The organism is Streptomyces sp. NPDC004435 (genome assembly GCF_042873895.1).
Taxonomy (GTDB): Bacteria; Actinomycetota; Actinomycetes; order Streptomycetales; family Streptomycetaceae; genus Streptomyces.
On sequence record NZ_JBIAMB010000021.1, the window covers coordinates 1 to 13,240 of the forward strand.

A 13,240-nucleotide genomic window follows, 5' to 3' on the forward strand; every position below is an offset into this window, starting at 1 on the left:
TTTCGGCGTCTGATTCCCAGTCAGCGGGATTCGTCTTTCCGGCTGTTGGGCCGTTCCGACGAGTGAGACTTTAGCGGATTCCCCGGCCCCGAAGCGAATCGGGGGCCCTCGTCCGAACTTCGAACGTGGATTCCTCATTCCGCAAATGCGAACGGAAAGCAGAACGGCGCGACGAATCGCAGCCGTCAGGCTCGGTGGTTCTTGCGGAATCGCTGTCCGGGGCCGACCGGGGTCGGTGCTCACGTCGGACAACTCGGAGAACACTACGGACCGGTCAATCCCGTGTCAACCCTCGGCCTAGGGCGTACGCTCGCCGTATGACTACGCGTGCGCACACCACCCAGTGGTGGGCCGCCTGACGGCGGCCCGTACTGACGCATGCACACGGCCGCCGCCTCGGCGGCCGTTCGCGTATCCCCCTCCGGGAGCCGGGCCGTCGGGCCGGCGCAGGACGGAGAGGAAGCGGAACGCGATGACGAGGATCTTCAGCGGGATCAAGCCGACCGGGCATCTGACGCTGGGCAACTACCTCGGGGCCGTACGACGGTGGGTCGAGGTGGACCAGCATCGGGGCGAGGCGCTGTTCAGCGTGGTGGATCTGCACGCGCTGACCGTGGAGCACGATCCCTCGCGGGTGCGCAGGCTCAGCCGGCAGGCGGCGACGCTGCTGCTGGCGTCGGGGCTGGATCCGGAACTCTGCACCTTGTTCGTGCAGAGCCACGTGGACGAGCACGCCCGGCTGTCGTACCTCCTGGAGTGCACGGCCACCGACGGCGAGCTGCGGCGGATGATCCAGTACAAGGAGAAGAGCGTGCGGGCGCGGGGCTCCGGGCAGAGCGTGCGGCTGTCGCTGCTCACCTATCCCGTGCTGATGGCCGCGGACATCCTGGCCCACGGGGCCGACGAGGTGCCGGTGGGCGAGGACCAGACGCAGCACGTGGAGCTGACACGGGACCTCGCGGTGCGGTTCAACCAGCGGTACGGGCACACGTTCACCGTGCCGAGGGCGACCCGGCCGGCCGTGGCGGCGCGGGTGATGGACCTCCAGGACCCCCGTTCGAAGATGGGGAAGTCGCATGAGAACGGGGCCGGGATCGTCTACCTGCTGGACGAGGCGGACACCGTGCGGCGGAAGGTCGTGCGGGCCGTGACGGACAGCGGGCGGGAGGTCGTCTACGACCGGGACGTCAAGCCGGGTCTCGCAAATCTGCTCGATCTGATGGCGGCGGCCACGGGCGGGAACCCGGAGGAGCTGGCCGGTGTATACGAGTCGTACGGAGCATTGAAGAAGGACACGGCGGACGCCGTCGTCGAGCTGCTCCGGCCGGTGCGGGAGCGGCATGCCGAGCTCGCGGCGGATCCGGGGTACGTGGACGCGGTGCTGCGGAAGGGGGCGGAGCGGGCCCGGGGGACGGCCCGGCCACTGGTGGACCGGGCCTACCGGGCGATCGGGCTGTTGCCCGCCGCGTGACGGTCAGCCGTTCCCGGAGGCGAGTTCGCGGCTGCGGTCGCGGGCCGCCTCCAGGGCGGCGATGAGGGCGGCGCGGACTCCGTGGTTCTCCAGCTCGCGGATGGCGCTGATGGTGGTGCCGGCGGGGGAGGTGACGGCCTCGCGGAGCTTCACGGGGTGCTCGCCGCTGTCGCGGAGCATGACGGCGGCGCCGATGGCGGCCTGGACGATGAGGTCGTGGGCCTGGGCGCGGGGCAGGCCCAGGAGGATGCCGGCGTCGGTCATGGCCTCGACCAGGAAGTAGAAGTACGCGGGGCCGGAGCCGGAGAGGGCGGTGGCCGCGTCCTGCTGGGACTCGGGGACGCGGAGGGTCTTGCCGACGCCGCCGAAGATCTCCTCGGTGTGGGCGAGGTGCGCGGAGGTGGCGTGGCTGCCGCCGGAGATCACGGACATGCCCTCGTCGACGAGGACGGGGGTGTTGGGCATGACGCGGACGACGGGGGTGCCGGCGGCGAGGCGCTCCTCGATGAAGGAGGTGGGGATGCCGGCCGCGGCGCTGATCACGAGGCGGTCGGTGGTGATGTGGGGGCCGAGCTCGTCGAGGAGGCGGCCCATGTCCTGGGGCTTGACCGCCAGGATCAGGGTGTCGGCGCGCTTGGCGGCCTCGGCGTTGGTGACGGTCTCGACGCCGTAGCGGTCGCGGAGCTCGGCGGCTCGTTCGGCGCGGCGGGTGGTGACGAGCAGGTGCGCGGGGCGCCAGCCGGCTCGGATCATGCCGCTGAGGAGGGCTTCACCGATCTTGCCGGTGCCGAGGACTGCGACGGTCTGGGTCATGGCTCTGTTCACCTCGCCGGAGGGGGGGGTACGTGCCGTCATCCTCGCACCGGCGGGCAGGCGGGTGCGCGGGGTGTCCGAGTGCCGGTCACGCGGTGCGACGGCGGAGGGTGGCGGCGCCGAGGGCGAGGACGAGGACGGCGCAGCCCGCCACGACGAGGGCGTCGCGGACGAAGGCGCTGGTGATGTCGGGGTGGCGGAGGACCTCGTTCATGCCGTCGACGGCGTACGACATGGGGAGGACGTTGGAGATCGCTTCGAGGGCGGGGGCCATCTTGTCGCGCGGAGTGAAGAGGCCGCAGAGGAGGAGCTGGGGGAAGATCACGGCCGGCATGAACTGGACGGCCTGGAACTCGGAGGCGGCGAAGGCGGAGACGAAGAGGCCGAGGGCGGTGCCGAGGAGGGCGTCGAGGAGGGCGACCAGGAGGAGGAGCCAGGGGGAGCCGACGACGTCGAGGCCGAGGAGTCCGACGGCGAGGCCGGTGGCGAGGACGGACTGGACGACGGCGACGAGACCGAAGGCGAGGGCGTAGCCGGCGATGAGGTCGGCCTTGCCGAGGGGCATGGCGAGGAGGCGTTCGAGGGTGCCGGAGGTGCGTTCGCGCAGGGTGGCGATGGAGGTCACCAGGAACATGGTGATGAGGGGGAAGATGCCGAGCAGCGAGGCGCCGATGGTGTCGAAGGTGCCGGGGCTGCCGTCGAAGACGTAGCGCAGCAGGAAGAGCATCGCGCAGGGGACGAGGAGCATCAGCGCGATGGAGCGGGGGTCGTGGCGGAGCTGGCGCAGCACACGGGCGGCGGTGGCGAGGGTGCGTGCGGTGGTCATGGGCGGGTCTCCTCGTGTGCGGCGCGGGCCGCGGCGGCGTCGACCAGGTGCAGGAAGGCCGCTTCGACGGTGGGGGTGCCGCTCTGCCGGCGGAGGGTGTCGGGGGTGCCTTCGGCGAGGATCGCGCCTTCGCGCATGAGCAGGAGCCGGTGGCAGCGCTCGGCCTCGTCCATGACGTGGGAGGAGACGAGGAGGGTGGTGCCCCGGTCGGCGGCGAGGCGGTGGAAGAGGTCCCAGAGGTCGCGGCGGAGGACGGGGTCGAGGCCGACGGTGGGTTCGTCGAGGACGAGCAGGTCGGGGGTGCCGAGGAGGGCGACGGCGAGGGAGACGCGGCTGCGCTGGCCGCCGGAGAGGCGTCCGGCGAGGGCGTCGGCGTGGCCGGTGAGGTCGACGTCGGCGAGGGCCTGGTCGACGGCGGTGCGGCGGGCGGGGCGATGGGCGCGGCCGGGGAGGAGGACGGCGGCGAAGTAGTCGAGGTTCTGCCGGACGGTGAGGTCGTCGTAGACGGAGGGGGCCTGGGTGACGTAGCCGATGCGGGGGCGGAGGTCGGGGTGGCCGGCGGGGCTGCCGAGGACGGTGAGGGTGCCGGTGACCTTGGCCTGGGTGCCGACGATGGCTCGCATGAGGGTGGTCTTGCCGCAGCCGGAGGGGCCGAGGAGGCCGGTGACGCGGCCGGTGGGGACGGTGAAGCCGAGGGCGCGCAGGACGGTGCGGTCGCCGCGTACGGCGGTGAGGGTGTGAGCGGTGATCGCGGGGGCCGGGTCGGGGGGTTCGGGTTCGACGGGTTCGGCGGGCTCCCCGGAGGCATAATTCATCATGTGATGAATAGTGGGGACGGAGAAGCCCCCGCGTCAAGGACCGCGGGGGCTTCGGGGCTCTGATGGGCGGGCGCCGGGGGTTCTCGCCCGGGCTCGGTGAACCGGGCCTCGCTGGGTGGGCCTCGGTGGGCCGGGCTTCCGGGCCGGGTTCCGGGGCGGGTTCAGGTCCTCTTGGGCTTCTTGCGGGCGGCCGGGTTGCCGGTGCGGGTGCCGCGTCGCTTCTCGTAGCGGGTGCGGGCGGTCTCGTACTCGGCCCGGCGGAGCTTCTCGCCGGGGGCCTCCATGAGACAGCGGAGGGCGTAGGCGAGGAGGACTCCGATGAAGCCGATGGCCTTGAGGCTCTTGAGGGAGTCCTCGCGGGCCTGGTCGGCGGGCCGGCGGCCGAAGCCCTCCCAGGTCTTGGTGAAGGCGATGGCCGAGCAGATCGCGAACATCAGGATGACCAGGGTGTTCACGATGCCGCCGACGGCGGCGACCTGGAGTCCCTGGTAGGCGAAGCGCAGGACGAAGGCGCCGGCGACCGCCGCGGCGAGCGCGCCGACGGCGAGGCCGGCGCGCCGCAGTCCGTAGTGGGCGCTGTGGTCGACCCAGGTCGTCCCGAAGAAACGGATCTCCTCGGGCTGGGGTCCGCTCGTGCCGGTTCCGGGGGTCTGCTTGTCCTCGCTCACGAGGTCGATTATCCCCGGTGCGGTGCCCGGAGCGTCGAGGCGAAGGTCCTCAGGCGCAGCGCGGCGCGACGTAGCTGTCGCTGCCGGTCCTGACGTAGGCGTCGGAGACGTACTGCCCCGGCGCGATGCTGTCCCAGATGCGGGTGGTGCCGTACGGTCCGGAGACCCACTCGCCCGGCTTCTGGCAGTGGATCGGGACGGTCACGCCCTCGGAGAGCACCCGGACCACCGGGTGCTGCGTGCTCGGACCGGAGCGGACGTTGACCCGGTAGCCCGGTGCGACCGGGTAGTACTTCACCGCCATGATGTTCTCCCCCTGGCTTCACTCTCTGTGCGACGCGCGCAGGCTAGCAAGCTCCTCCGACATCGCGGAGCCCATCGACTAGGCTCCGTCGCGTCGCGCACGCGCGCGTGGACGGACGCGGAACCACACGGGGGTGGGAGATGCCGCCGTTGAGCAGCACCGACGCCGACAGGGGCGCCGAGGGGCCCGAGTACGCCGGGGAGTACCGGCTCCAGGCGGTGCTCGGCGCGGGCGGCATGGGCGTCGTCCACCTGGCCTCCTCGCCCTCGGGGCTGCGGCTCGCCGTGAAGGTGGTGCACGCGCGCTACGCGGAGGATCCCGACTTCCGGGCCCGGTTCCGGCAGGAGGTGGCCGCCGCCCGCCGGGTCAGCGGCGCCTTCACCGCCCCCGTCGTGGACGCGGACCCGGCCGCCGAGCGCCCCTGGATGGCCACCCTCTACGTCCCCGGCCCCACCCTCGCCGACCAGGTCCGCCAGCGCGGCCCGCTGTCCCCCGCCGAGCTGCGCCGGCTGACCGCGGGTCTCGCCGAGGCGCTGCGCGACATCCACCGCGCCGGCGTGGTGCACCGGGACCTCAAGCCGAGCAATGTGCTCCTCACCGACTCCGGCCCCAAGGTCATCGACTTCGGGATCTCCCGGCCCGTCGACAGCGATCTGCACACCGAGACCGGGAAGCTGATCGGCTCGCCGCCCTTCATGGCGCCCGAGCAGTTCCAGCGGCCGCGCGAGGTCGGGCCGTCCGCCGACGTCTTCGCGCTCGGCTCGGTCCTGGTGCACGCGGCGACCGGGCACGGCCCCTTCGACTCGGACAGCCCGTACGTCGTGGCCTACCAGGTCGTCCACGACGAGCCGGACCTCGCCGGGGTGCCCGCCGAGCTCGCGCCGCTGGTCGCGCGCTGCCTCGCGAAGGAGCCGGCCGACCGGCCCACCCCCGCCGAGATCATGGCGGCCCTGCTGCCTCCCTCGTACGAGGCGGAGGCGTTCATACCGTCCCAGCGGCGGCGGCCCGTGCTGCCCCCGGACCCGTTCGCTCCGGACGGGCGTACCGGCGGCTCCGCCGGAGCCCGTACCGACGGCCTCGGCGGCGGCGACACCACCACCCGGGCCGCCGTGGCCGCGCCGCCCGCGCGCCGTCGGCGCCACCGGCTCGCGCCACGCCTGACGGTCTCCGCGGCGGTCGTGCTGGTCCTCGCCGGCGCCGGGGTGTACGCGGCGCTGCGCCCGCCGGCGCGGCCCGTGGCCGAGGGGCCCGCCCACCCCGCCGAGGTGGCGACCGCCTTCGACGGCTGGCACACCCCGCTCCAGGAGTACGGCGCCTCCGCCGCGCCCGCGTGCGTCCACGAGACGGGCTCCCTGTACTGCGCGGCCCGGGGCGTGGCGCTCGCCCGCCTCGACCCTCGGACCGGCGAGGTCCTGTGGAAGCGGACCGGCCCGGTCGCCCCCGAGCCGCCGGACCCGCCGGTGCCGCTCGCCGGCGGGACGGCTCCGCTGGTCGGCGCCGCCCCGAAGACCGGCCCCCTGCGCGCGTACGGCGCCGCGGACGGAAAGCCGGGCTGGGCGGCGGACTCGGACGTGCCCGAGACGTACCGTCCGGCGGGCCCCGTGGTCGTGCTCTCCGACGGGCGCGGCGCGCTGCGGGCCGTCGACGCGCGGACGGGCGCCGAGCGGTGGGCGCACCGCCTGGCCGGGTTCGACGCGCCGGTCCTCGGCACGTACGACGCCCCGACCGGGCTGCTCAGCGTCTCCGAGACGGCGGCGGACGGGCGGAGCAGCCGGATCGCGGCCGTGCGGCCGGCGACGGGCGAGATCGTGTGGAGCCGGGTGGTGACCGGGGACGCCGCGCCGGTGGGGCGCACCGGGGACGGGACGCTGGTCCTGGCCTCGCGCTACCAGGGCTCCCTGGTCGACGCGCTGGTGCTGCTCGCGCCGGGCGACCCGGGCGATCCGGGGAGCGGGCCGGACAAGGGGGCGGAGCGGCGGGTCGAGACGCAGGAGCGGATCCAGCTCAGCGGTGTCGCCGTGCGGGGCGCGGTCGTGTACCTGCTCTCCCTGGACGGGCGGCTGCTCGCCCTGGACACGGCGGTCGAGAAGGGCGGCCGGCTGTGGGAGCTGGAGACGGGGGCGTCGAACGTCTCCGAGCCGGTCCTCGGCCCGGACGACCGGCTCTACCTCTCCGGGGCGGACGGGCGGCTGTTCGCCGTGGACACCGCGCGCGGGGCGGTCGTCGGACAGACCCGGCCGCGGCTGCGGAACGGGCGGCTCGGGTACGCGACGCAGGTGCCGGCGCCGCTCGTCGCCGGGGACCGGGTGTTCGGCACGGCCCCGGACGGCTCGGTCTTCGCGGTGGACGCGCGCGTGGCGGAGACCTGGTAGCCGTGCGCGGTCCGCGGGGCTGACGCAGCCCCGCGTCCCGTGCGGCCCGGTGTACGCGCGTGGGGAGCGGGTCCTTCGATCCGCTCCCCACGCGCGTGGGTGAGGCCCGGTGTCAGCCGAGCTTCGACACGTCGCGGACCGCGCCCTTGTCGGCGCTGGTCGCCATCGCCGCGTACGCGCGCAGGGCGGCCGACACCTTGCGCTCGCGGTTCTTCGGCGCGTAGACGCCGCCGAGCGCCTCGCGGCGGGCGGCGAGGGTCTCGTCGTCGACGAGGAGGTCGATCGACCGGCCCGGGATGTCGATGCGGATCCGGTCGCCGTCCTCGACGAGGGCGATGGTGCCGCCCGAGGCCGCCTCCGGGGAGGCGTGGCCGATGGAGAGGCCGGAGGTGCCGCCGGAGAAGCGGCCGTCGGTCACCAGGGCGCAGGTCTTGCCCAGGCCCCGGCCCTTCAGGAAGGAGGTCGGGTAGAGCATCTCCTGCATGCCCGGGCCGCCCTTGGGGCCCTCGTACCGGATGACGACCACGTCGCCGTCCTTGACCTGCTTGTTGAGGATCTTCTCGACGGCCTCCTCCTGCGACTCGCAGACGACGGCCGGGCCCTCGAAGGTCCAGATCGACTCGTCGACGCCGGCGGTCTTCACCACGCAGCCGTCGACGGCGATGTTGCCGCGCAGGACGGCGAGGCCGCCGTCCTTGGAGTAGGCGTGGGCCGCGTCGCGGATGCAGCCGCCGGCCGCGTCCAGGTCGAGGGTCTCCCAGCGCTCGGACTGCGAGAACGCCTGCGCGGAGCGGACACAGCCGGGAGCCGCGTGGAACAGCTCGACGGCCTCGTCGGTGGGCGAGCCGCCGCGCACGTCCCAGGCGTCCAGCCACTCCTTGACGGAGCGGGAGTGGACGGAGTGGACGTCCTCGTTGAGCAGCCCGGCGCGGTACAGCTCGCCGAGGATGGCGGGGATGCCGCCGGCCCGGTGCACGTCCTCCATGTAGTAGGTGCCGCGCGGGGCGACGTTCGGTGCGACCTTGGCCAGGCAGGGGACGCGGCGGGAGACCTCGTCCATGTCGGACAGGCCGTAGTCGAGCTCGGCCTCCTGGGCGGCGGCGAGCAGGTGCAGGATCGTGTTGGTCGAGCCGCCCATGGCGATGTCCAGCGCCATGGCGTTCTCGAAGGCCGCGCGGGTGGCGATGGAGCGCGGCAGGACGGAGGCGTCGTCCTCGTCGTAGTACCGGCGGGTGATCTCGACGACCGTGCGGGCCGCGTTCTCGTAGAGGGCGCGGCGGCCGGTGTGGGTGGCGAGCATCGAGCCGTTGCCCGGGAGGGAGAGGCCGATGGCCTCGGTCAGGCAGTTCATCGAGTTGGCGGTGAACATGCCGGAACACGAGCCGCAGGTCGGACAGGCGTTCTCCTCGATGCGGAGGATGTCCTCGTCGGAGATCTTGTCGTTCACGGCGTCGGAGATCGCGTCGACCAGGTCGAGCGTGCGGACGGTGCCGTCGACGAGCGTGGCGCGGCCGGACTCCATCGGGCCGCCGGAGACGAAGACCGTCGGGATGTTGAGGCGCAGCGCGGCGTTCAGCATGCCGGGGGTGATCTTGTCGCAGTTGGAGATGCAGATCAGGGCGTCGGCGCAGTGGGCCTCGACCATGTACTCGACGCTGTCCGCGATCAGGTCGCGGGAGGGCAGGCTGTAGAGCATGCCGCCGTGGCCCATGGCGATGCCGTCGTCGACGGCGATCGTGTTGAACTCGCGGGCGATGCCGCCGGCGGCGGTGATGGCCTCCGAGACGATCCGGCCGACCGGCTGGAGGTGGGTGTGGCCGGGGACGAACTCGGTGAACGAGTTCGCCACGGCGATGATCGGCTTCCGCCCGATGTCCGCGCCCGGTACACCGGAGGCGCGCATAAGGGCGCGGGCGCCCGCCATGTTGCGGCCGTGGGTGACTGTGCGGGACCTCAGCTCGGGCATCGTCGCTCGCTCCTCGTGATGGGTGTGCTTGATTCGAGCGTACGCCGACGCTCCAAGATCTGGACAGCCCGTCCGGAATGCGGGACCGATGTTCAGGGATCGGTCAGGGGGACGGACGGGGACGGGTCAGGGGGCGGTCGGGGATCGGGCTCGGGGCGGGTGGGGGGATCGGTCGGGGATCGGTCAGGGGTTGGGCTCGGGACGGGGAGCGGGGATCGGTCGGGGATCGGGCTCTGGACGGGGGCGGGGATCGGTCGAGGGTCGGGCTCGGGAGGGGCGATGGGGATCGGGCTCTGGACGGGGGTGATGGGGATCGGTGAGGGCCCGCCAGGGTCCGTCAGGCTTCGGTCAGGTAGCGCTGGAGTGTCGGGGCCACCTCGGCCACGATCTGCTCCGGTTCCGCCGAGGCCAGCGGCTCGACCTGGATCACGTAGCGCAGGATCACGATCCCGATCATCTGCGAGGCCGCCAGCTCGGCACGGAACTTCGGCTCCGGTACGGCCAGGTCCGCGGCGACCCGCTCCAGGAGCCGGCGCAGCACGAAGCTCCGCAGGACCTTCGCCGCCGCCTCGTGGGTGACCGCCGAGCGGATCACGGCGAGCAGCGGGGCGCGGGTCGCCGGGTTCTCCCAGACCCCGATGAAGAAGCGGGCCAGCCGCTCGCCGACCTCCTCCCGGGGGCCGTCGATGATGGCCGGGACGACGAGCGCGGGCTCGAAGGAGACCTCGATCGCCGCGGCGAAGACCTCGTCCTTGGTCCCGAAGTAGTGGTGCACCAGCGCCGGGTCGACCCCGGCCGCCTTGGCGATGCCGCGGACCGAGGTCTTGTCGTAGCCGTGGTCGGCGAACTGCGCCCGGGCCGCGGCCAGGATGCGCTCGCGGGCGCCGGGGCCGCTGTCGTCGGCGGCCGCGCGCGCGGGCCGGCCGCGGCGGCGGGGGGACGGCTCGCTCACGTGCGCGTGCCCCGGGTCGCCGAGGCGAGGTGGAGCCGGGTGAAGGCGAGCGCCTCGGCGAGATCGGCCTCCCGTTCGGCGGCGGACATCGCGCGCCGGGTGTTGACCTCGATGACGACGTGCCCGTCGAAGCCGGTCACGGCGAGCCGCTCCAGGATTTCGGCGCAGGGCTGGGTGCCGCGGCCCGGCACCAGGTGTTCGTCCTTGGCGGAGCCGCGCCCGTCGGCGAGGTGGAGGTGGCCGAGGCGGTCGCCCATGCGGTCGATCATCGCGAGGGTGTCGGTGCGGGCGGTGGCCGTGTGCGAGAGGTCGAGGGTGAAGTGCCGGTAGTCGTCTTTGGTGACGTCCCACTCGGGGGCGTACGCGAGCATCTCGCGGTCCTTGTACCGCCACGGGTACATGTTCTCGACGGCGAAGCGGACGTCGGTCTCGTCGGCCATCCGCCAGATTCCGGTCACGAAGTCGCGGGCGTACTGGCGCTGCCAGCGGAACGGCGGGTGGACGACGACCGTGGACGCGCCGAGCTTCTCCGCGGCCGCCTGGGCACGCTGGAGCTTGACCCAGGGATCGGTGGACCAGACGCGCTGGGTGATGAGGAGGCAGGGGGCGTGGACGGCGAGGATCGGCACCCGGTGGTGGTCGGAGAGCCTGCGCAGGGCCTCGATGTCCTGGCTGACCGGGTCGGTCCACACCATGACCTCGACGCCGTCGTACCCGAGGCGCGCGGCGACCTCGAAGGCCGTCGCCGTCGACTCCGGATAGACCGAGGCCGTCGACAGGGCGACCTTCGCATCCGGGATGCGCACCGCTGGTTCTGCCACGACAGACAGGGTACGGGGCGCACCTGGGCGCGGGAGGGTGGTTCCGGTCACCCTCCGCACGCCTCCGGTGCGGGGCTCGTACGACCGCGGGCGGGGGCCTGTACTGATCGGCACAGGGCTCCCAGCGGGGCTCGTACGCGTCCGGCGCCGGGCTCGTACGACCGCGGGCGGGGCTCGTACGGCCCGGGCGCAGGACTCGCAGCGGGGAATCGTGCGGCTCCCGGCACAGGTCCCGCAGCCGGGCTCGACGCGTCCGGCTCAGGCGTTTTCGGGCGCCACGCGGGCGCGTGCGGCCGTCACAGACCGGCCAGCACCTCGGGGAGGTGGTCGAGGCGGCGCAGGATGACGCCCTCGCGCAGGGCCCAGGGGCAGATCTCCAGCTCCTCCACGCCGAGCAGGTCCATCGCGCCCTCCGCGACCAGGGCGCCGGCCAGGAGCTGGGCGGCGCGGCCCTCGGAGACGCCGGGCAGGGCGGCGCGCTCGCCGCCGGTCATCGCTGACAGCCTCGGCACCCACTCCTCCAGCGAGGCGCGGGTCAGCAGCCGCTCCACGTAGAGGCCCTCGCCGGAGCCGGGCGCGCCGGCGATCCTGGCGAGCTGCTTGAAGGTCTTGGAGGTGGCGACGACGTGGTCGGGCTTGCCGAAGCGGCTGAACTCGCCGACCGTCCGGGCGATCTGCGCGCGCACATGGCGGCGCAGCGCCTTGACGTCCTCGGTGTCGGGCGGGTCGCCGGGCAGCCAGCCTGCGGTGAGCCGGCCCGCGCCGAGCGGCAGGGAGACGGCCGTGTCGGGGTCCTCGTCGATGCCGTAGGCGACCTCCAGGGAGCCGCCGCCGATGTCGAGGAGGAGGAGCTTGCCGGCGGACCAGCCGAACCAGCGGCGGGCGGCGAGGAAGGTGAGCCGGGCCTCCTCCTCGCCGGTGAGGACCTGGAGGTCCACCCCGGTCTCGCCCTTGACCCGGGCGAGGACCTCGTCGGCGTTGGTCGCCTCGCGGACGGCGGAGGTCGCGAACGGCAGGACCTCCTCGCAGCCCTTGTCCTCCGCCGCGTGGAGCGCGTCCCGGACGGTCCCGATGAGCCGCTCGACGCCGCCGGGCGCGATGGCGCCGCGCGGATCGAGGAGTTCGGCGAGCCGCAGCTCCGCCTTGTGGGAGTGGGCGGGCAGCGGGCGGGCGCCCGGGTGGGCGTCCACCACGAGCAGGTGCACAGTGTTCGAACCGACGTCGAGGACTCCGAGTCTCATGGCGGAAACGCTACTGCGCCCGCCCGCATACGCTTGGCGTTGTGCCAAAGACGAAAAAGGCGAAGCCGGGCAAAGACAGTGCCGCCGCCGGCGACGGTGCCGTGCGCGACGAGGCCGCGATCGACGCGCGGGACGTTCGCGACGTGAAGTACGCCCACCATGTGGAGGGCGCGAAGCCGCCCGTCAAGGGTGTGACGAAGCAGCGCAAGGGCGCGGAGCCGGACGAGCAGGGGCTCGACTTCCCGCGCGCGTGGGTGGAGTTCGCGGATCCGGCCGACGAGGAGCAGGTCTTCCGCTGCGACCTGACCTGGCTGACCTCGCGCTGGACCTGTGTCTTCGGCAGTGGCTGCCAGGGCATCCAGGCGGGCCGGGCGGCGGACGGCTGCTGCACGCTGGGCGCCCACTTCTCCGACGAGGACGACGAGAAGCGGGTGGCGGAGCACGTGGCGAAGCTGACGCCGGAGCTGTGGCAGTTCCACGACGTGGGCAGTGAGACGGGGTGGACGCAGGTCGACGAGGACGGCGACCGGCAGACCCGCCGCTGGAAGGGCTCGTGCATCTTCCAGAACCGGCCGGGCTTCGCGGGCGGCGCCGGCTGCTCGCTGCACATCCTGGCCCTCAAGGAGGGCCGGGAGCCGCTGGAGACCAAGCCGGACGTGTGCTGGCAGCTTCCGGTGCGCCGGACGTACGACTGGATCGACCGGCCCGACGACACGCGCGTGCTCCAGGTCTCCATCGGCGAGTACGACCGGCGGGGCTGGGGCCCCGGCGGTCACGACCTGCACTGGTGGTGCACCTCGGCGACCTCGGCCCACGGCGGCGGTGAGCCGGTCTACGTCTCGTACCGGCCCGAGCTGATCGAGATGATGGGCAAGGACGCGTACGACGTGCTGGTCGGGCTCTGCGAGGCGCGGCTCGCCTCGACGCTGCCGATGGTGGCGCCGCACCCGGCCGACCCGAAGCCGTAGCTCCTCCTTTCAGGAGGAGC

Annotated in this window: 12 protein-coding genes; 3 read left to right on the forward strand and 9 right to left on the reverse strand. The window is 73.4% G+C overall.

The window, feature by feature from the left end:
- The first annotated feature begins 472 nt into the window (after positions 1 to 472).
- Positions 473 to 1,471 carry a tryptophan--tRNA ligase gene (gene trpS / locus ACFYT9_RS30835; protein ID WP_389169050.1) on the forward strand — a complete coding sequence of 333 codons (999 nt, stop codon included), beginning with the start codon at positions 473 to 475 and terminating at the stop codon, positions 1,469 to 1,471.
- 3 nt (positions 1,472 to 1,474) lie between these two features.
- Here trpS and proC read toward each other — a convergent pair whose 3' ends face one another.
- The 5 genes from proC to ACFYT9_RS30860 all read right to left on the reverse strand — a co-directional run bounded on the left by proC (position 1,475) and on the right by ACFYT9_RS30860 (position 4,900).
- Positions 1,475 to 2,284, reverse strand: a complete 810-nt coding sequence (gene proC / locus ACFYT9_RS30840) for a pyrroline-5-carboxylate reductase (RefSeq protein WP_389169051.1) — start codon at positions 2,282 to 2,284, stop codon at positions 1,475 to 1,477.
- A gap of 88 nt (positions 2,285 to 2,372) precedes the next feature.
- A complete protein-coding gene (locus tag ACFYT9_RS30845) occupies positions 2,373 to 3,110 on the reverse strand; it encodes an ABC transporter permease (protein ID WP_387280433.1) in 738 nt (245 codons plus the stop codon).
- Positions 3,107 to 3,928 carry an ABC transporter ATP-binding protein gene (locus ACFYT9_RS30850; protein ID WP_389169053.1) on the reverse strand — a complete coding sequence of 274 codons (822 nt, stop codon included), beginning with the start codon at positions 3,926 to 3,928 and terminating at the stop codon, positions 3,107 to 3,109. The genes ACFYT9_RS30845 and ACFYT9_RS30850 overlap by 4 nt, the downstream gene beginning before the upstream one ends.
- A gap of 161 nt (positions 3,929 to 4,089) precedes the next feature.
- Entirely contained in the window at positions 4,090 to 4,596 is a 507-nt protein-coding gene (locus ACFYT9_RS30855) for a hypothetical protein (RefSeq protein ID WP_389169055.1), read from the reverse strand.
- 49 nt (positions 4,597 to 4,645) lie between these two features.
- Positions 4,646 to 4,900: an SH3 domain-containing protein gene (locus ACFYT9_RS30860; protein WP_376602991.1), complete on the reverse strand. Its 255-nt coding sequence runs from the start codon at positions 4,898 to 4,900 to the stop codon at positions 4,646 to 4,648.
- A gap of 140 nt (positions 4,901 to 5,040) precedes the next feature.
- Here ACFYT9_RS30860 and ACFYT9_RS30865 point away from each other — a divergent pair, with 140 nt between their 5' ends.
- Complete coding sequence (locus ACFYT9_RS30865; protein ID WP_389169057.1) at positions 5,041 to 7,272, forward strand: PQQ-binding-like beta-propeller repeat protein; 2,232 nt, start codon at positions 5,041 to 5,043, stop codon at positions 7,270 to 7,272.
- A gap of 112 nt (positions 7,273 to 7,384) precedes the next feature.
- On the opposite strand, the gene ilvD is transcribed toward ACFYT9_RS30865, so the two are convergent.
- The 4 genes from ilvD to ACFYT9_RS30885 form a co-directional block, all read right to left on the reverse strand.
- Positions 7,385 to 9,238 (reverse strand): dihydroxy-acid dehydratase, encoded by a 1,854-nt coding sequence (ilvD, locus tag ACFYT9_RS30870; protein ID WP_387279441.1) that lies wholly within the window; start codon positions 9,236 to 9,238, stop codon positions 7,385 to 7,387.
- A 337-nt stretch (positions 9,239 to 9,575) separates the two neighbouring features.
- Complete coding sequence (locus ACFYT9_RS30875; protein WP_389169059.1) at positions 9,576 to 10,190, reverse strand: TetR family transcriptional regulator; 615 nt, start codon at positions 10,188 to 10,190, stop codon at positions 9,576 to 9,578.
- Positions 10,187 to 11,011, reverse strand: coding sequence for a sugar phosphate isomerase/epimerase family protein (locus ACFYT9_RS30880; RefSeq protein ID WP_389169061.1), 825 nt, complete (start codon positions 11,009 to 11,011; stop codon positions 10,187 to 10,189). The genes ACFYT9_RS30875 and ACFYT9_RS30880 overlap by 4 nt, the downstream gene beginning before the upstream one ends.
- A 296-nt stretch (positions 11,012 to 11,307) precedes the next feature.
- Complete coding sequence (locus ACFYT9_RS30885; protein WP_376598673.1) at positions 11,308 to 12,252, reverse strand: Ppx/GppA family phosphatase; 945 nt, start codon at positions 12,250 to 12,252, stop codon at positions 11,308 to 11,310.
- Positions 12,253 to 12,293: 41 nt separating this feature from the next.
- Between ACFYT9_RS30885 and ACFYT9_RS30890 the strand changes: the two genes are divergently transcribed.
- On the forward strand, positions 12,294 to 13,220 hold the full coding sequence (locus ACFYT9_RS30890; protein ID WP_376598675.1) for a hypothetical protein: 927 nt from the start codon (positions 12,294 to 12,296) through the stop codon (positions 13,218 to 13,220).
- Positions 13,221 to 13,240 lie beyond the last annotated feature (20 nt).